An 18,193-nucleotide genomic window follows, 5' to 3' on the forward strand; every position below is an offset into this window, starting at 1 on the left:
GGATAGCGAAATGCAGTCAAAAGGCCAAGAGGCGCTAGGTCAGGAAGCGTGCCGGAATGAGGTCCTGAAACGGGAACCAGCCCAGATAGGGTAGCGCGTCGATGCGGGCGCGGTGGAACGAGGGGCGTTCAAGCAGGCGCTCGAAATAATCGGAAAGCGCGGGATAGTCATCGAAGGGACGCAGGATGCCTGCGTAGAAGAGCGAGGGCGATGCGGCGCATTCCACCACACCGTAATCCCCCAACGCCCATTCCCGCCCGGTCAGATGCTGGTCCAATGCGGCATAGGCAAGGTCCAGCTTGCCATGCGCAAAAGCCGTGACCTGTGGCTCGGCCCCCTCGGCCATGAAAAGCCGGGCATCGACGATCTGCTGCATCACCTGCATGATCTGAAAATCAAAAAAACGCGCCCATTGCCGCGCCAGCAGGGCCTGATCCGGGTCCTGCGGCAATAACCTATGCGGGCCCGGATAATGGCGGTCGATATATTCGATCATCACCGAGGATTGCGACAGGATCACTCCGCGCGCGCTGTCCTGCAGCCCCGGCATCCGGCCCATGGGCTCGATCGAGGCCATCAGGGCGCGGTCGTCGTCCTTGTCCAGATCGATCTGGCGGAAGGTAAAGGGCACGCCGGTTTCGTAAAGCGCAATCAGGACCTTCTGCGAATATGAGGACAGTGGATGGCCATAAAAGGTCAACATCACGCGGCCTCGGCGAAATGCTCCAGCTGCGCGGCATGGGCGCGGCGGAAGGCGGGGCGGGCGAGGATCGGCTCGGCATAGGCGCGCAAGGCGGGATAATCGCCAAGGTCGCCAAAACTGTCGACGCCCCGGATGATATCCGCCATCAGGATATCCGCCACCGTAAAGCGGCCCGCCGCGATGAAGGCGCGTCCCTCGATCACGGGTACAAGCTGCTTCAACCGTTCATGCAGCCGCGGACGCGCAAGACTGGCGGCGTTTTCGTCCTTGTCGAAGAGCTTGGCGAGAACATAGCTCATCACCACAGGTTCAAGGCTGTTCAGCGCGGCGATCAGCCATTGCTGCGTCTCGGCCCGCGCCTTGCGTTCGCGCGGCATGAGCGCTTCGTGATCCTCGCCCAGATAAAGCAGGATCGCGCCGCTTTCGAACAGGTCGATCTGGCCGTCCCGCAGAATGGGGATCTGGCCAAAGGGCTGGCGTGCAAAATGCTGGGGGGTCTTTTGCCGCACCGGAGTGGTCTCGATCCGGTAGGCAAGACCCGCCTCTTCGCAGGCCCAGCGGATCCGCAGATCACGCACGAAGCCGCGCGCGAAATCCGGAACCCAGTCATAGGTCGTGATGACAAGCGTCATGAGTCATTCCTTTCGAGCGAATTCCGCGTCGATCGAAATCAGGATCGGCTCGGTGAAGAATGCGTTGAGGCCGTAGGCCTGCGGGTCGATCCGCGTTTCGGCGCTGATGCCGATCAGGTCGCGGATCACGGGATTGCCGTTCTCGTCGCCGGTGAAGCCCCTGCCCGCGCCGATCAGTTCGACATCGAATGTGGCAGGATGGGTCCGACCCATCAGGGTCAGCGGTCCCGAAACCCGGCCCGTCGTCTCGCTGTCGCGGGCAAAGCTGTCCGAGACAAAGGTCGCCTTGGGATTTTCTGCGACATTGAAGTAATCCGTGCCGCGCAGGACATCGGCAAAGCCTTCGACCGGGCTGTTGACCGAGGCGACATCTACCTCGATGGTGAGCGCGCTGGCCTCGGGAACGTCGGGGTTCCATTCCAGTGTTCCGCTGGCTTTCTCGAAGCGGAACACGCTGTAGGAAAAGCCCAGATGCAGAACCCGGGCGATGATACCCGTGTGATAATGATCCAGCGCATAGGTCCCCGCACCTGCCGCGCGATAATCCTTCTGTCCATGCGGCACGTCCGACGGCTTGTAATCCTGCGCCGCCAAGGGGGCGACGCAGAGGGCCAGCACAAGGCAGGTCGTCCGGATCATGTCGAGACGTCCTTGGGTCCGACCACCGAGAAATGCGCACCCTGCGGGTCGCGGAAGAAGGCGATATAGGCGTCGCCCGGAACCTGAACGGGTCCATGCAACAATTCGCCCCCGCCCGATTTGATGCGCTCGACCGCGGCATCTACGCCGTTCACGCCGAAATAGGGCAGCCAATTGGGAACCGGCGAATTCCCCAGCCCCATCATCCCGCCGATATCCCCGCCATTCCACGAGAAAAGCTGATAGGTTCCCATCTCGCCCATGTCGACCGGCGTGGATTTCGTCCATCCGAAAAGCTCGGCATAGAAATCGAAGGCCGCCGAAGGGTCCGAGGACATCAACTCGACCCAATTGCCGTGGCTTTCCTTGTTCTGGTTCCAGGCCCCGGAATCAGCCGGGGGCTGGGGCTCCATCCCCAAGGGTTGCAACACGCCAAAAGCCGCGCCTTGCGGATCGGAAAGTACCGCGAAGCGCCCCGTGCCGGGAATGTCGGCGGGTTCGACAAAGGCCTTGCCGCCCAATGTCTTGACCTTGGCGGCGGCGGCATCGGCATCGTCCACGTCGTAATAGACCAGCCAAAAGGGCGGCATGCCCGCGCGCTCATCGGGCAACTCCATCAGGCCCGCGACCATGTCCTCGCCATGGCTCGCGAGATGATAGGCAAAGCCGGGGACATTCGCATCGCGGGTCTGCCAATCGAACACCTTGCCGTAGAAGGCCTCCGCATCGGCCAGCGCGCCCTTGGCGGTCGAAAGCTCGAACCAGCATGGTTTTCCGTGATACATGGCCACCCCCTCAGTTGACGTCGACGATGGGTTCGAAGCCGCCCCACATCATCCTCATGCCGTCAAAGGGCATCTCGCCCATTTTCGACATCTCGGGATCGGACATCATCTTTTCATAGGCGGCGTCGGCCGTGGCCTTGTCCGGCCATTCCACCCAGGAAAACATCACCGTCTCGTCCTCTTTGGCTTTGGTGGCCATGTGGAAGTCGGTGACCTTGCCATGGGGCACGTCAACGCCCCAGTTCTCGACCATGCGCAAAGCCCCTACCTTCTTGAAATAGGGCCAGGCCTTGATCGCGTGATCGACGTATTTCTGCTTGTTCTCGGTCGGCACAGCCAGAAGAAAACCGGAAAAGTAAGTCATCTGTCGTCCTCCTCTCACGGCGTTGAAAAACACCGGGTGAGTCGAAGCGTCTCAGTTGCAGTTGTAAAAAGCAACTGTTAATATGAAAACATGACTGACATCGGCCAATCCCCGCGACTCCGCTATGACGAGGGCTGCCTTGGCGCCCACGCCCTGAATTTCATTGGAGACCGCTGGGCGCTTCTGGTGGTGCGCGAATTGATGTTCGCCCCCAAGCGCTTCCAGATGATCCGCGCCGGAATGCCCGGGATCACCGCCAGCGTGCTGACGCAAAGGCTGGCGCAACTGGTCCAGTCGGGGATCGTCGCCCATGACGAGGTGCTCGCGGTTTACAGCCTGACCGATCTGGGCAGGAGCTTGCATCCCCTGCTGACCGAGCTTTGCCGCTGGGCGCTGCTGCTGCCGGGCCATGATCCGAAGAAATTCATCTCGGTCTCGGCGCTGATGATCTCGATTTCGGCGACGGTGGACCGGGCAAGGGCAGCGGGCTCGCAGCTGCGGGCGGGGTTCCTCTCGGGGACCGAGGGGTTTGAAGTCACCCTGTCCAAGGATGGCATGCCGCAGGTCCGCACCACCCGAACACCGACGGGGGATTTCGTCCTTGAGGGCGGCGGCAATGCGCTCGCCTCGGCAGTTTACGGCCCGCCGCCTGCGGCCTTGGCGGCTGCGGGGCGGATTGCCCTGCACGGCGACGTCGCCGCCGCGCAAGAGTTTACCAGCTACTTCAGCCTCAGGCCTCAGACCAGATCCAGCAGCGACTCGCCCGAGGATATCGTGCAGGCCCCGGCGGCCTCTTCGACCTGAAGCTCGGTCACGACGCCGGCATCGACCAGCATCGCATAGCGCTTCGAGCGGCCATTGACCCAGCCCGCGCCCTCGATGTTGAGGCCAAGCGCCTTGGTGTAGCTGCCATCGGCATCGGCCAGAACCTCGATCCCGGCGTCAGCCGCGCCGGTGGCTTTCGACCACGCGCCCGCGACGAAGGGGTCGTTGACGGTGATGCAGACCACGCGCGAGACGCCTTTCTCGCGGAACTTGTCGGCGTTCTTCACGAAGCTCGGCATATGGCTGTTCGAGCAGGTGGGGGTGAAGGCACCGGGGACGGCAAAGATCGCCACTTTGCCCTGCGCCAGTTCGGCGGTGTCGACCTCGGCCGGACCGGCTTCGCCGAGTTTGAACAGTTTGCCGGCGGGCAGCGTGTCGCCTTTCGAAATGGACATGCGCGTTCTCCATGAATTGCATCAATGCGGGGCGGACTATAGGCTGCGCGCCTTGGGCAGACCAGAAGGGCTTGGAATGAATATCGTGATCCTTGGCGCGGGGCAGGCGGCAGCCTCGATGGCAGCGAAATTGCGGGCGCTGGGGCATGAAGGCGCGATCACCGTGATCGGCGACGAGCCCGCGCCGCCCTATCAGCGCCCGCCTTTGTCCAAGGCCTATCTGCTGGGCGAGATGGATCTGGACCGCCTGACCCTGCGCGGCACAGATTGGTGGGACGAGCACGGCATCACCCTGCGCCTCGGCGAATCCGCGACCGCAATCGACCGCGCCCGCCGCATCGTCGTCACCGACAAGGGCGAGGTCGCCTATGACGCGCTTGCCCTGACGCTGGGGGCGGCGCCGCGCCGCCTGCCCGAGCGCATCGGCGGCCATCTCGCGGGCGTCCATGTCGTGCGCAACCTCGCCGATATTGCGGCGGTGAAACCGGCTCTGGTCGAGGGTCGCAAGCTGGTGGTGATCGGCGGCGGCTATATCGGTCTTGAGGCGGCAGCCGTGGCCCGCAAACTTGGCCTCGAGGTCACTCTGGTCGAAGCCGCGCCCCGCATCCTAGGCCGCGTCGCCGCGACCGAGACCGCCGACATGATCCGCGCCCTGCATCTGTCGCACGGCGTCGAGATCATAGAGGGAACGGGTATCGAGCGCATCACCGGAGAAAGCGCCACCACGGGCGTGACACTTTCGGATGGCCGCGAGATTGCCGCCGATCTGGTGATCTGCGGCATCGGCGTCACCCCCGAAACCGGTCTGGCCAAGGCCGCTGGGCTCGCGCTCGACAATGGCATCGCCACCGATGCGCAGGGCCGGACCTCGGACCCGGCGATCTGGGCGGCGGGCGATTGCGCGAGCTTCCCCGCCCCCGACGGCCAGATGCGGCTGGAAAGCGTCGGCAATGCCATCGACATGGCCGAGGCAGTCGCCGCCAACATTCTGGGCGCGGGCAAGAATTATGTCCCGAAACCGTGGTTCTGGTCGGATCAATTCGACGCAAAACTGCAGATTGCGGGCCTGAATGCGGGTTACGACCGCGTCGTGACACGGCCCGGCGCAGGCACGCATGGCGGCTCGGTCTGGTATTATCGCGGCGACCGGCTGGTGGCCGTCGATGCGCTGAACGATGCCCGCGCCTACATGATCGGCAAGCGGCTGATCGAGGGCGGCAAATCCCCCGCGCCCGAGGCCGTGCTTGAAGCCGCCGACCTGAAGGCGCTGATGTAATGCGGATCATCGGTGGCAATCTGCGCGGGTTGAAACTTGCGGATGTCGGCGCGGGCGATGCCGCGGCGCATCTGCGCCCGACGACCGACCGCGTGCGCGAGTCGATCTTCAACCTGCTGGTCAATGGCACGCATGGCAATCCGATCCCGAATGCGCGGGTTCTGGACCTGTTTGCGGGCACCGGAGCCTTGGGCCTCGAGGCCCTGTCGCGCGGGGCGTCCCGCGTGGCCTTTGTCGATGATGGGGTCACGGCACGGGCGCTGCTTCGGCAGAATATCGACAAGGCCCGCGCCATGGGCGTGAGTGATGTCTGGCGGCGCGATGCGACCAAGCTCGGAGAAAATCGCGGGCCGGGATTTGACCTGATCTTCCTCGATCCGCCCTATGGCAAGGGTTTGGGCGAATTGGCGCTGGAATCCGCCAGGACCGGAGGCTGGATCGCCCCCGGCGCGATGATCGCCTGGGAGGAATCCACCCCTCCGCCCGCCCTCGCGGGATTCGAGCGCATCGACCAGCGCAAATATGGCGACACGGTCATTACGCTGCTGCGGCTCGAAGCGCCCTAGATCGCGCGGTCCAGCTTCGTGGACAGGTGGATCAGGCTCTCGCTGGATTTGACGCCGGTCAGGCTGCCGATCTGATCCAGCACATCGTCAAGCTGGCTCGTCGAAGTGGCGGCCAGTTGCAGCAAAAGATCGACCCTGCCGCTGGTCGTATGGATGCGCTCGACCTCGGGCAGGCTGCGCAACCGCGTCAGGATACCCGCTTGGGCGCGCGGCTCGATGGTCAGAAGGCAGGTCGCGCGGATCCGGTTCTCGCGCGCGGCATCGCCCAGCCGCAGCGTGTAGCCCGCGATCGCGCCGGTGGTCTCCAGCCGCTCCAGCCGGGCCTGCACGGTCGAGCGCGCCACTTTCAGACGCCGCGCCAGAACCGCCACCGATTGCCGCGCATCCTGCGCGAGATGGGCCAAGATGCCCCGATCCAGCTCGTCCAATCTCACTCCTGTCGAAACGACGAAATTTTCGTCGAATTAGCATGATTCACGCGCGATTCCATCCCAATGACTCATCACTTTGTCAGGATTCGCGCGCAGACTTAATGTCGCGTGATAGATAAGGGAGGGCACGGCCAATGGGTTTGACCGAGGGACGCGGACCACGGGCGGTATGGACCGATCCGGCCGAGATCATTCGCCTGCATGCGCCCCAGCATCCCGTGATGGTCTTTGACCCCGCCGCGCTGCGCGCCACGGTCTCGCGATTCCTGCACGGGTTTCCGGGGCTGGTCACCTATGCCGTCAAGGCCAATCCCGATGAGCGCCTTCTGCGCCATCTGGTCAAGGCCGGTATTCGTGGCTTCGATGTCGCCTCGCCCTATGAGATCGACCTGATCGCCCGCGTCGCGCCCGAAGCCGCGCGGCACTACCATAATCCAGTCCGCGCCCCTGATGAAATCCGCCATGCGGTCGCTGCCGGCATCCGGTCCTTTTCGGTCGACAGCGGGACCGAACTGGCAAAACTGCTGCCCCATCTTCGTGCGGGCGAGGCCGAAATATCGGTGCGGTTCAAGCTGCCTGTGCGGGGAGCGGCATATGATTTCGGCACGAAATTCGGTGCCGATCCGGCGCGCGCCGCCGAACTGATGCGCGCCGCCAGCGAAAAGGGCCATCTGGTCTCGATGACCTTTCATCCCGGAACGCAATGCAAAGATCCGCAGGCATGGCAGAGCTACATCCATGAGGCCGCCCGGATCGCGGCGGCAGCGGGCATCCAGCCGCACCGGCTGAATGTCGGCGGCGGCTTCCCCTCGCATCGAGCGGCCGGGAAAGCGCCCGATCTCGAGGCGATATTCAGCGTGATCGCGCAAAGCACGATTGCGGCCTTTGGTCCCGCCCGGCCGCTGCTTGTCTGTGAGCCCGGCCGCGCGCTTTGCGCCGACGCCTTTTCGCTGATCACCCGCATCAAGGCGATCCGGGAAGATGGAAGCGTCTTCCTGAATGACGGGATCTATGGTGCATTGGAGGAATTTCCCCAGATCGGCGCGCTGGAACGTATCGAGGTGATAAGCCCGGACGGGCATCGACGCACGGCCCCAGCGTCGGCCCGGATCGTTTTTGGCCCGACATGCGATTCGCTCGACATGCTGGCCCGGGACATGCCACTGCCATCAAATATCCGCGAAGAGGACTTTGTGATTTTTCATGGGGCAGGTGCATATTCAACCGTCACGAATACGCGTTTCAATGGCTTTGGACAGATCACGCGCCTGACGGTGCGTTCGCTTTTCTGACCTAACAATGGGTCGGCAATAAATACATGCTAGGTTGGGGCCATGGATTCAGACGTCAAAGCCCTTTGCCAGGTGGTGCTGATGGACGGCACCTTCGCCTCGCTGACCGAGGGACAGGATTCCTCGATCGCGCGGATTCATGCGCTGCTGAGCACCGGGCAGGACCGGGTGCAGATCCATTACGCGCCCGGCCAACAGTGGGCCGCCTGGCGGACCTTGCCGCAACTGGTTTCGGGACAGACGCTGGATCAGAATATCCGCTCGGCCTATGGCTGGCTCTCGCGGCATTGGAGGCCGGGCAACCCGCTGTTCTTTTTTGGCTACTCGCGGGGCGGGATCGGCATCTGCGCCCTGGCCGAAATGATCGAGACCGTCGGGCTGCTGCGTTCCGATGCGGCCAGCGACGCGAATATCGCCACTGCCTGGGCCAGATACCGCCATGGCGCGCAAGCGGCACTGCCGTCGGATTGCTGCCATGACCACGTCCCGATCCGCATGGTCGGCCTCTTGGATACGGTCATGTCCCTGGGCATCCGGCTGCCATTGCTCTGGTCGGTGACCGAGCCGGGTTTCGACTATGCCAAGGGACGGTTGGCCGGCAATGTCTCGCAAGGCGTTCATGCCCTGGCGCTGGACGAAACCCGCCGCGCTTTCGAGCCGATCCTCTGGCAGGACGTCGAGAGCCGGACCGAACAGATGTGGTTTCGCGGATGCCATGCCGATATTGGCGGACAGTTGGGCGGGATGGAAGCTGCGCGCCCTCTGGCCAATCTGCCGCTGGTCTGGCTGCTCTCGCGGGCGCAAGAGGCCGGGCTGCCCCTGCCCGAGGGCTGGGCGCAAGCCCATCCCTGCGACCATGAGGCGCCTCCGGTCGGATCCTGGTATAAATGGGGCAAGGCCTTTCTGATGCGCGGTCCGCGCGAGGCCGGGCAGAATGACAGCGAGGCGCTGCACCCCTCGGTGCCGCGCCCCTATCCCGGCCCGGCGCGGTTGCATGGAAAACTGGCTCATGCCGCCCGCGTGCGGCGGCCGCCTTTCTCGCGCCTGCGCATCGGCAATGCCCGCGGAAACGATCCGGAAGCCGCCCTGTGAGGATCAGGCGGCGTCCGAAATCGCACCCTTGGGAGCAACCCCCAGCGCGGCGCAGACCTTTCTGACCAGTTCCGGCTTGTTCAACGTATAGAAATGCAGCCTATCGACGCCTCCCGCGACAAGCTCTTCGCAAAGCCGGACGCAGACATCCAACGCAAGCTGCGCCTCACCGGCTTTGCCGACTTGGGCAAAGGCCTCTTCGGCCCAGGCCGGAACCGTAGTGCCGCAACGCTCGGCGAAGCGGCGCGCGCCGGCCCAGCTTTGAATGGGCAGGATGCCGGGGATGATCGCGGCGGTGACGCCCGCCCGCTCGCATTGGTCGCGGAAGCGGAAGAAGGTCTCGGCATCGAAGAAGAACTGAGTGATCGCGCTGGTCGCGCCGGCATCGGACTTGCGCTTCAGCCAGGCCACATCGGCGGCGGTATCGGGGCTGTCCGGATGGGGTTCGGGATAGGCGCCGCAACGGATCGTCATGTCGCCCCGCGCCGCGATCGCCTCGATCAGTTCGACGGAATTGGCGAAACCGTCGCGATGGGGGATGAAGCGGTCCTGCCCCTGCGGCGCGTCGCCACGCAGAGCGACGATTTCATGCACACCCGCCGCCGCGTAATCGGCGACGATCTGCAGAGTTTCCTCGCGGGTGGCATCGACACAGGTCAGATGCGCCGCGACATTCAGCCCGTAATGGGTGGCGAGCGCGGTCACGGCCTCATGGGTCAATTGCCGGGTCGTGCCGCCCGCGCCATAGGTCACCGAGACGAAATCCGGCTGCAGAGGCGCGAGCGCGCGCGCGGTGTCCCACAGCCGGAACGATTGGTCGAGATTCCGCGGCGGAAAGAATTCGAAGCTGACGGCGGGCGTGGTCATGGCGGATGTCCTTTTGTTGCGGGACTTGTGACACGCGCCATGACGTGAGACAAATTCATAATCCTCAAGATCGTGATGAGTTTCATTCAAGATGCACCTCGAGCTTCGGCATTTGCGCAGCCTGCGCGCCATCCATGAACAGGGCGGTCTGGCCCGTGCCGCCGAGATGCTGAACCTGACGCAATCGGCCTTGTCGCATCAGATCAAGGGGCTGGAGGAACAGGCCGGGGTCGAGTTGTTCCTGCGCAAGACGAAGCCGCTGCGCCTCTCGGCCGCGGGGATGCGGCTCTTGCGCACCGCCGAGCAGGTGCTGCCGCTGATCGACGCCGCCGAATCCGAGTTTCGCGCCGTCGAGCTTGGCCGCGCCGGGCGTCTGCATGTCGCGATGGAATGCCATCATTGCTTCGACTGGCTTTTGCCGGTGCTGGACCAGTTTCGCCGCGCCTGGCCCGAAGTCGATCTGGATATCCGCAGCAGTCTGGCGCTGAAGGCCCTGCCCGCCTTGGTTCGGGGTCAGGTCGATCTGGTGATCTCCTCGGATCCCGAGGAAATGGCGGGCGTGACCTATCTGCCGCTCTTCGACTATGCGCCGACCATGGTCGTGCCTGCCAATCACCCGCTGGTCGCCAAGGGCTATGCCGAGCCGCAGGATCTCGCCGGTGAGACGGTCATCACCTATCCGATGGACCGGGCGCGGCTGGACGTGTTCTCGCAATTCCTCGACCCTGCCGGGATCGAGCCCGCGCATCATCGCCAAGTTGAGCAGACGGCAGTCGCCCTAATGCTGATCGCCTCGGGGCGCGGGGTCGCGGTCATGCCCGACTGGGTGCTGCGCGGCCATGCCGGAAACCCAGAGCTGGCGCTCTTGCCGCTGGGTCCGCAGGGCATGCTGCGCCGCCTTTATGCCGCCGTACGCGAGGACGATCTGGGCCAGCCCTATATGGCCCATGTCCTGCGCCTTGCCCGGACCGAGCCGGTGCGGATGATGCGGGCGCTGTCGCAAAGATTGACCTGAGACCCGTGCCCCTTGGCCAGAAAATTGACATTGCATGACAATCGCGGATCAATTCCCGGCAGAGAGGGACCGCCGATGGCAGACGCGATGAAAGATCTGGACCGCGAGCATCACCTGACGCTCGCCCTTGATGGCGAAACATTGCGACTGTCCGGCGCGTTCTCGGTCTGGACACTGCCCCTTCTGCCCGACCCCTCCACGGTCCGCACCATTCGCTGTGATCACCTGACCCGCTTCGATACCGCCGCCGCGTGGTATCTGGCGCAGGGCATGACCCATGGCATGAGCATCGAAGGTCTCACGGCCATGCAGCAGGGCTTGCTTGACACCGTCACCGCCAGCCTGCCAAAGCCCGAGGCCGGTGCGGACGTCGGAACGATCTGGCGCAGGCTGGCGCTCACAACCGGGCAGCATGTCCTGCGTGCCGGAATTTTCCTGCGCGAGATCGCGGAATATCTGGGGCGGTTTCTTGTCGCGCTGCTGCGGGCGATACGTCATCCTTCGGATTTCCGGCTGACCTCCTTTGTGCATCATTGCCAGGAAACCGGATTGCGCGCGGTCCCGATCGTCACGCTGATGTCCTTTCTGATCGGGATCGTTCTGGCCTTTCAGGGGGCGGTGCAGCTTCGTCAGTTCGGCGCCGAAGTCTTTGTCGTCGATCTCATCGCCATTTCCATCCTGCGCGAATTGGGCATCCTGCTGACCGCCATCATCGTCGCGGGACGGACCGCATCGGCCCTGACAGCCGCGATCGGGTCGATGAAGATGCGCGAGGAAATCGACGCGATGCGCACGCTGGGGATGGACCCGGACATGGTGCTGATCCTGCCCCGCGTCTTGGCCTTGGTGGTGACGCTGCCGATCCTTGGGCTGATCGCGAATGTCGCCGGGCTGGCCGGTGGCGCGTTGATGACCTGGTTCGAACTGGGGGTGTCGCCCTCGATGTTTCGCTATCGGCTGGTGACCGAAACCGATGTCTCGAACGTCATCGTCGGTCTGGCCAAGGCCCCGGTCTTTGCGCTGGTGATCGGCATCATCGGCTGCCATGCCGGAATGAAGGTCGGCAAGGACGCGGAATCCCTGGGTGCGCAGACCTCGACGGCGGTGGTCAATGCCATTTTCGCGGTGATCGTGATGGACGCACTGTTCTCGATCTTTTTCGCCGAGGTCGGGCTATGAGCGAAAACCTCATCGAGGTCCGTGGCCTGACCACCCGCTTTGGCAGCCATACCGTCCATGACGGGCTGGATCTGGATCTGCGCCGGGGCGAGATTCTGGGCGTGGTGGGCGGCTCTGGAACCGGCAAGTCGGTGCTGTTGCGCGCCATTGTCGGGCTGATCAGGCCCGCTGCCGGTCAGATCCGGGTGCTGGGACAGGATGTGTCCGATTTGACGCCGCTGGCGCGCGAGGCGCTCGAGCGGCGCTGGGGGGTGATGTTTCAGGATGGCGCGCTGTTCTCGGCGCTGACCGTGCAAGAGAATGTCGAGGTTCCGCTGCAGGCCGTCCCTGACCTTGATCCGCGACAGCGCGCTGGCCTGGCGCAACTCAAGGTCGCGATGGCGGGCTTGCCGTGGCATGCGAATGACAAATACCCCGCCGAGCTTTCGGGAGGGATGAAAAAGCGTGCCGGGCTTGCACGGGCCTTGGCGCTGGACCCCGAAATCGTCTTTCTGGACGAACCGACGGCAGGGCTGGACCCGATCGGGGCCGATGCCTTCGACCGGCTGATCGTGGGTTTGCGCGACGCGCTGAACCTGTCGGTCTTTCTTGTCACCCATGATCTGGATACGCTTCATGCCTGTTGCGACCGGGTCGCGGTCCTGGCGGAAGGCAAGGTTCTGACCAGCGGCACGATGGCCGAAATGCTGGATGTGGACCATCCTTGGGTCCGCGAATATTTCCACGGTCCGCGCGCACGCGCCGCCAGCGCCGGGAAGGGCTGAGAGCATGGAGACAAAGGCCAATTTCGTTCTGATCGGTGCCTTTACCATCGCCGGTTTCCTGGCGCTTCTGGGTTTCCTCGTCTGGTTCGCCAAGATCGAACTGAACCGCCAATTCGCCTATTATGACATTTATTTCAGCGAGGTGTCGGGCCTTGGGTCATCCTCGGACGTAACCTTTGCTGGGCTGTCCGTCGGCAATGTCGTGGATATGCAGATCTCGGACGATCCGAACGGCGCGGTGCGCGTCCGCGTCGAGGTCGCCGAGGATACCCCCATCCGCACCAATTCCCGCGCCTCGATCGAGATTCAGGGCGTCACGGGCGTGGCGAATGTGGCGATCACCTCGGGCACGGTCGATGCGCCGCTTTTGCGCGGCGTCAATCCGGGAAGCGTCGCGGTGATCCCGGCCAATCGTTCGGCCTTTCAGACGCTCAGCGATCAGGGCCCCGAGATGATCTCGCGCCTGAATACAGTGGCCGGGCAGTTGACGCAGCTTCTGGGCGAGGAGAACCAGAACCGGGTCAGCACAATCCTGGACAATGTCGAACGCTCCAGCGCCAATCTGGACAAGGCGCTTGCCGATGTGACCGGAGCCACCGAGGCCATTGCCTCGGCCGCCGCCGATATTTCGGGCTTCGGGACGCAACTCGAGGATCTGGGGGCGTCGGCGCGGACGACGCTTGGCCATGCCGATGCCGCCCTGATCTCGGGGACAAGCACGCTGGACGAGATGCGGGATTACCTGTCGGGGGATCTGCGTCGGCTGACCGGCGATCTGAACAAGACGGCAACCGCGCTCAGCGCAGATCTGACGCGGCTGACCGACCGCGCGGGCGGCTCGATGGACCGTCTCGACGCGGCGCTTGAGAGTGGCGGCAGAACCCTGGCCTCGGCCGAGCGCGCCTTTGACGGGGCCGACCGCATGATCAATGCCGAACTTGGACCTGTCGCCACGGACCTTCGCGCCAGCCTCGCCACCCTGAACACGGCCCTGACCCGCGTGACCGAGGACATCCCCGAGATCACCGCCCGTCTGCGCAATGCCGCCGACAGCGCCGAGGGCGCGTTTTCCGGCCTTGCGGCGATGCTGGACAGCGCCCGCGCCCCAGTGCAGGCTTTCACCCGTGACGGCCTGCCGCAATTCACCAATATGGCCCGCGACTTGCGCTCTTTGGTGCAGAACGTGAACCAACTGGTCAACGCGCTGAAACGTAACCCGTCGCAGATCATCACCGGGCCGCGCACGCCCGAATTCCGCCGCTGAGAGGTGCCATGTCCCGCCTGCTGCCCCTGATCGCCCTGAGCCTGAGCGCATTGCTTCCCGGTTGTGCCGCGATCTCGAATCTTTCGGGCGGAAATGATCTGGAGGTCTTCGAACTGCGCCCGCTGGATGACACGCCCAAGCGCTGCGGCCGAGGCCGTCTGACCGAACTGGTGATCGAAGAGCCCAAATCGCGCGGCACGCTGAATACTGAACGCATCATGATCCGGCCCTCGGCGATCCAGACGCAATACCTGCCAGATGCGCAATGGGGCGATACCGTCCCGATCACCCTGCAAAACCTGCTGGTGCGGGGCTTCAGCGCCTATGATGTCTTTACCCATGTCGGCCGCGCGCCGCTGGGCATGGGCGGCGATTACGCCCTGATCAGCGAAGTGCAGGATTTCAACGCCGAGGTCGCGGGCAGCGGCGCGATCATCCGGCTTCGTGTCGATGCCCAGCTTGTCAGCGAAATGGAGGCAACGGTCGTTTCGCGGGCGTCCTTCACCGCGACCACGACCGCGAAATCGACGCGCAGCGCCGACCTGATCCCCGCCTTCGACACGGCGGGGCAGCAGCTTCTGGCGCAGATGACGGATTGGGGACTGCGCGGCATCGGGGTCAATCCCGCCTCCTGCCGCTAGGGAAAAGGGGCCGGTCGGACCGGCCCCCCCGTTTTACCGATCAGACGACGCTGATCTCGTAAGTAAATGCCTTGGCATCCAACTCATTCACGATCTCTCCGCCGATGCTGGCCTGCGGATACATCATGAAGGGCAGGTTCTGGTCGCGGCCCGGCAGTTTCAGATCCTCGGCCGTGTTATAGGCGACCCAGTTTCCTTCCCAATTGCCGAAAAGCGCGGCGTTGACCTGATTGACCAGCGGGTCATGCGGATCCTTGATCCAGGTCTCGGTCTCGGCGCGCATGACCTTGAGCACATCCGCCGGGTCCATCGCGACCCAGCCATAGCCCGACAGCCAGACCTCGGCCCGGCAATGCTGCGCCCCGGTAATGGTCGCGCTATTCGCGCCAAGCTGCTTGTAGCCAAAGGCCGAAGGCGCGACCCGCACCCCGAACACGTCCCGCGCCGGCACGCCCGAGGCGCGGGCAAGGCCGACGAAGAGCCCGTTCAGATCGGCGCATTTGCCGCCCAGACCGGCTGTGGTCAGGGTCGCGACATTATCGCCCGGACCGCAGCCGGGGGTGTCCATGTTGCGATAGCAGTTCGAGACGATCCACGCATAGATCGCCCGGACCTTCTCGACATCGGTCTTGGCGCCTGCGGTGATCTTGGCCGCGGTTTCGGCGACGACGCCCTCGAGCGGCTTGTAGCTCGAGGGTTTCAGCGCGGCCTGCAGAACCGCGGCATCCTCGGTCACATCGCTCGTTTTGGACCAGTCGATGCTGCGGTTGCGGGTCTCGACACTGCTCAGCAGTTCCAGATGCGGCGCGCCGCCATTCTCAAAGGTCGCGTGCAGGAATTTCGCGCCGCTCGGATCGGTCACCAATTCGGCCGAGGTCGCGTTGCCGGTCCAGCTGTTGCCCAGGCTGCGCTGGTAATCCGAGGTGACAGAAGGCACCGGCAGCCAGACCTGCGCGGCGCCGTGACCTTCGGGCAGGGAAATCACGGTCCGGGTCTGGAACTTGCGCCAGTCGCTGGCGACCGGCGCATAGGGCCGATCACCGGCATGGGCCTGTCGGACAAGACCGCCCAGCATCGGCGCCGCTCCGGCCAGAAGGGCGAGCTTGAGCACATCACGACGGGAATTCATTGACATCGGAAGACCTCATGGGTGGCTGTTCGTGGGATGGCTTCCACATCTCCCAGCCTAGTCGCTCTCGGATTATGCGACAACAGAAACACATGCCCAGGCCACCGTCCTGTCAGCAGATACGCCGTCGCCCGAACTCGGCTTTTGGTTGAGCGAGCGCGGTGGCGGCAACTTCACTGAAATATCACCGAAGTCTCGTCTTGCTGCACAGTCCGGGCGCAAACCCTGCGCGACTTCACGGAACGCCAAAAACTGCGAGAGGGAAGAATTCGGAGCCGCAGCGCGCGCGCTGATCCTGCCGCGCGGGCTGCGCGCCCAAGGCCCGCGCCGCGAGATCACCATCGCGGTGCAGATGATCACCAACAACAACACGCTCGACATCTGGAACGAGCAGTCGAACGTGGGCGAGCGCGTGTTTTTCCCCAATCTCTGGGAAGGGCTGATTCTGCGCGACTGGATGGGCAATCAGGGTCCGGTGCCGGGACTCGCGACCGAATGGAAGCGGCTCGACGATAAGACCATCGAGCTGAAGCTGCGTCAGGGTGTTCGTTTCCACAATGGCGACGAGTTGACCGCCGAGGATGTCGTCTTTTCCTTCTCGGACGAGCGGCTGTTCGCAGGCACCGAACCGGCGGGCGGCAAGACTCTCTATGCAGAAAGCTTCAAGCCGCAATCGGCCAAGGAACTGCCGGCAAACGTGCCGGGCATCGCCCGCCGCCTCTGGCCTGCGCTGCGCGGGGTCGAGGCCGTCGACAAATATACCGTGCGCTTCCACAATGCGACGCCGGATGTGACGCTGGAGGGCCGCCTTTACGCCTTTGGTTCGCAGATCGCCAACAAGCGCGCCTGGACCGAGGCCGCGAGCTATGCCGATTGGGCTGCGAAACCCGTCACCACCGGCCCCTATATGGTCGAGGAATTCCCCCGGCTCTGGCTCAATGACGGGTCCTGTATCCGGTTGCGGCCAGAATATCCCGATCACGTCTGGTCCTACGATTTCGTGGAAAGCCGGACCCATGACGGAAGGAAGTTCCGCATGCTCAACCTCATAAATGAATACGCCAAGGAATGCCTGGCGATCCGGGTCGATCGGAAACTCAATTCGACCGATGACATTGACGTGCTCACTGACCATTTCATTCTGCGCGGCATACCGGCCCATATCAGGTCAGATAATGGACCTGAATTCATTGCTTTAGCTGTCAGAGACTGGATCGTCGCAGTCGGCGCCATAACCGCCTACATCGGACCGGGCTCGCCATGAGAGAACTGCTATTGCGAGAGCTTCAACGCCAGGTTGCGCGACAAGCTGCTCAACGGCGAGATCTTCTACACGCTCGCCGAGGCAAAGGTCTTCATCGAGACCTGGCGGCGCCACTATAACACGAAACGCCCCGCATTCCTCGCTGGGCTACAGGCCTCCGGCCCCCGAGATCCCGCAGTGGCCGGCTTCGCCATGCGGCTCAGCTACGCCGGCCACACCAGCCGTAGCCCCTAGACCCGTCATGCACTAAGATTGAAACCGGACCACCCTATTGGGGCAGGCCATGGGCGCCTCGGCTACGCCGCAAGATCACGAAGAAGCGCAGAAATGAAACAACAAACACAACCCATACACCCAGCTTGAAGGAAACCAAAATCGGGCCACGCAACGCGGCGCGAATAGACCCACGCCGACCCTTGCAGGAAGAACCTAGATTTTTAGGGCGCCCGATTAGGAAAGGTAACGCCCAGAGCTTTTCGCCCTGACCATAGCCGCGGCCCTCTACCCGCCCGGCCCGGCGCGGTATAGCGCAGGCGGGCTAGGCTCACGGATCTGTCGGCAAGATCGATTCGCCATGCCCCTAAGGTTCACAACCGCGACCGCCCCCGCGAGCAAGAGCGAGGAAACAAGATCGGCAAGCGCCGCGATGACCTTTGCCCTCATGTCGTCCCCATCACTTGCGGGCGATCGCGAGCGCCCGTTGCATTGCCCCCTCGAGCTGGGACTGCAAGGTCGTCTCGGCCCAATTGTGTAAGACGCCCTCGAACCTGAACCGCGCGAACAGATCGACGTTTTCGCATCAAACGCGAGGAGGCGGGAAAGCTTTGCACCCTTGGCCTCGTGCCGCTTGTAATCGCCCGGTTTCAGGCGGCCCGTCATGCGGGGCGATGAAGTATCCGCCGCCAACGCCCCGCTTACGTTGCTTGGCCCGCGTTTCCTTGGTCGAGTTTGCGCGCGACAAGGCTTGCGCCCCGATATTCGCGAGAATGCGTTGCATCTCGCCCCGCGAGACGTTGCCGAGTTGATCGCGCCTTGCCTTTGGCCTGGCGATGAACCCGACGATTCCGGCA

Annotated in this window: 19 protein-coding genes and 2 pseudogenes; 12 read left to right on the forward strand and 9 right to left on the reverse strand. The window is 63.7% G+C overall.

Annotated features, from left to right (window positions below):
• Positions 1-34 precede the first annotated feature (34 nt).
• The 5 genes from ESZ60_RS05895 to ESZ60_RS05915 are packed head-to-tail and all read right to left on the reverse strand — an operon-like array spanning position 35 to position 3,123.
• Complete coding sequence (locus tag ESZ60_RS05895) at positions 35-703, reverse strand: glutathione S-transferase family protein (protein WP_134679499.1); 669 nt, start codon at positions 701-703, stop codon at positions 35-37.
• A complete protein-coding gene (locus tag ESZ60_RS05900; RefSeq protein WP_134679500.1) occupies positions 703-1,335 on the reverse strand; it encodes a glutathione S-transferase family protein in 633 nt (210 codons plus the stop codon). The genes ESZ60_RS05895 and ESZ60_RS05900 overlap by 1 nt, the downstream gene beginning before the upstream one ends.
• Positions 1,336-1,338: 3 nt before the next feature.
• Positions 1,339-1,974 (reverse strand): YceI family protein, encoded by a 636-nt coding sequence (locus tag ESZ60_RS05905; protein ID WP_134679501.1) that lies wholly within the window; start codon positions 1,972-1,974, stop codon positions 1,339-1,341.
• Positions 1,971-2,759, reverse strand: a complete 789-nt coding sequence (locus tag ESZ60_RS05910) for a VOC family protein (protein ID WP_134679502.1) — start codon at positions 2,757-2,759, stop codon at positions 1,971-1,973. Before ESZ60_RS05910 ends, ESZ60_RS05905 begins: the two co-directional genes overlap by 4 nt.
• Before the next feature lie 10 nt (positions 2,760-2,769).
• Positions 2,770-3,123, reverse strand: a complete 354-nt coding sequence (locus ESZ60_RS05915) for a DUF1428 domain-containing protein (protein ID WP_134679503.1) — start codon at positions 3,121-3,123, stop codon at positions 2,770-2,772.
• Between the two features lie 90 nt (positions 3,124-3,213).
• On the opposite strand from ESZ60_RS05915, the gene ESZ60_RS05920 reads away from it, so the two are divergent.
• A complete protein-coding gene (locus ESZ60_RS05920; RefSeq protein WP_134679504.1) occupies positions 3,214-3,927 on the forward strand; it encodes a winged helix-turn-helix transcriptional regulator in 714 nt (237 codons plus the stop codon).
• Here ESZ60_RS05920 and ESZ60_RS05925 read toward each other — a convergent pair.
• Positions 3,861-4,343, reverse strand: coding sequence for a peroxiredoxin (locus ESZ60_RS05925; RefSeq protein WP_134679505.1), 483 nt, complete (start codon positions 4,341-4,343; stop codon positions 3,861-3,863). The genes ESZ60_RS05920 and ESZ60_RS05925 overlap by 67 nt on opposite strands.
• A gap of 76 nt (positions 4,344-4,419) precedes the next feature.
• On the opposite strand from ESZ60_RS05925, the gene ESZ60_RS05930 reads away from it, so the two are divergent.
• Positions 4,420-5,619 (forward strand): NAD(P)/FAD-dependent oxidoreductase, encoded by a 1,200-nt coding sequence (locus ESZ60_RS05930; protein ID WP_134679506.1) that lies wholly within the window; start codon positions 4,420-4,422, stop codon positions 5,617-5,619.
• Positions 5,619-6,185: a 16S rRNA (guanine(966)-N(2))-methyltransferase RsmD gene (rsmD, locus tag ESZ60_RS05935; RefSeq protein WP_134679507.1), complete on the forward strand. Its 567-nt coding sequence runs from the start codon at positions 5,619-5,621 to the stop codon at positions 6,183-6,185. Before ESZ60_RS05930 ends, rsmD begins: the two co-directional genes overlap by 1 nt.
• Here rsmD and ESZ60_RS05940 read toward each other — a convergent pair.
• A complete protein-coding gene (locus ESZ60_RS05940; protein WP_134679508.1) occupies positions 6,182-6,613 on the reverse strand; it encodes an Lrp/AsnC family transcriptional regulator in 432 nt (143 codons plus the stop codon). The two genes, rsmD and ESZ60_RS05940, sit on opposite strands and share 4 nt — an antisense overlap.
• A gap of 137 nt (positions 6,614-6,750) precedes the next feature.
• On the opposite strand from ESZ60_RS05940, the gene ESZ60_RS05945 reads away from it, so the two are divergent.
• Both ESZ60_RS05945 and ESZ60_RS05950 read left to right on the forward strand, forming a co-directional pair.
• The gene (locus ESZ60_RS05945; protein WP_134679509.1) at positions 6,751-7,908 is read left to right on the forward strand and encodes a type III PLP-dependent enzyme; all 1,158 of its coding nucleotides are present in this window, start codon (positions 6,751-6,753) and stop codon (positions 7,906-7,908) included.
• 42 nt (positions 7,909-7,950) lie between these two features.
• The gene (locus tag ESZ60_RS05950) at positions 7,951-9,000 is read left to right on the forward strand and encodes a DUF2235 domain-containing protein (RefSeq protein WP_245155591.1); all 1,050 of its coding nucleotides are present in this window, start codon (positions 7,951-7,953) and stop codon (positions 8,998-9,000) included.
• Between the two features lie 3 nt (positions 9,001-9,003).
• On the opposite strand, the gene metF is transcribed toward ESZ60_RS05950, so the two are convergent.
• Positions 9,004-9,867, reverse strand: coding sequence for a methylenetetrahydrofolate reductase [NAD(P)H] (metF, locus tag ESZ60_RS05955; protein WP_134679510.1), 864 nt, complete (start codon positions 9,865-9,867; stop codon positions 9,004-9,006).
• Between the two features lie 91 nt (positions 9,868-9,958).
• On the opposite strand from metF, the gene ESZ60_RS05960 reads away from it, so the two are divergent.
• The 5 genes from ESZ60_RS05960 (at position 9,959) to ESZ60_RS05980 (ending at position 14,730) form a co-directional block, all read left to right on the forward strand.
• Positions 9,959-10,882: a LysR family transcriptional regulator gene (locus tag ESZ60_RS05960; protein WP_134679511.1), complete on the forward strand. Its 924-nt coding sequence runs from the start codon at positions 9,959-9,961 to the stop codon at positions 10,880-10,882.
• A gap of 75 nt (positions 10,883-10,957) precedes the next feature.
• A complete protein-coding gene (locus ESZ60_RS05965) occupies positions 10,958-12,061 on the forward strand; it encodes an MlaE family ABC transporter permease (RefSeq protein ID WP_134679512.1) in 1,104 nt (367 codons plus the stop codon).
• Complete coding sequence (locus ESZ60_RS05970) at positions 12,058-12,825, forward strand: ABC transporter ATP-binding protein (protein ID WP_134679513.1); 768 nt, start codon at positions 12,058-12,060, stop codon at positions 12,823-12,825. Before ESZ60_RS05965 ends, ESZ60_RS05970 begins: the two co-directional genes overlap by 4 nt.
• 4 nt (positions 12,826-12,829) lie before the next feature.
• Complete coding sequence (locus ESZ60_RS05975) at positions 12,830-14,089, forward strand: MlaD family protein (protein ID WP_134679514.1); 1,260 nt, start codon at positions 12,830-12,832, stop codon at positions 14,087-14,089.
• 8 nt (positions 14,090-14,097) lie between these two features.
• Entirely contained in the window at positions 14,098-14,730 is a 633-nt protein-coding gene (locus ESZ60_RS05980; RefSeq protein WP_134679515.1) for an ABC-type transport auxiliary lipoprotein family protein, read from the forward strand.
• Between the two features lie 40 nt (positions 14,731-14,770).
• Here the strand turns inward: ESZ60_RS05980 and ESZ60_RS05985 are convergent, their stop codons facing one another.
• Complete coding sequence (locus ESZ60_RS05985; protein WP_134679516.1) at positions 14,771-15,865, reverse strand: transglutaminase-like domain-containing protein; 1,095 nt, start codon at positions 15,863-15,865, stop codon at positions 14,771-14,773.
• Between the two features lie 451 nt (positions 15,866-16,316).
• Here ESZ60_RS05985 and ESZ60_RS21040 point away from each other — a divergent pair.
• Positions 16,317-16,772 (forward strand): annotated as a pseudogene (locus ESZ60_RS21040) (ABC transporter substrate-binding protein); the annotation flags it as partial.
• 12 nt (positions 16,773-16,784) lie between these two features.
• Positions 16,785-17,373 (forward strand): annotated as a pseudogene (locus tag ESZ60_RS21045) (integrase core domain-containing protein); the annotation flags it as partial.
• Positions 17,374-18,193: the final 820 nt, after the last annotated feature.

It is taken from the genome of Paracoccus ravus (assembly GCF_004522175.1).
GTDB lineage: Bacteria > Pseudomonadota > Alphaproteobacteria > Rhodobacterales > Rhodobacteraceae > Paracoccus > Paracoccus ravus.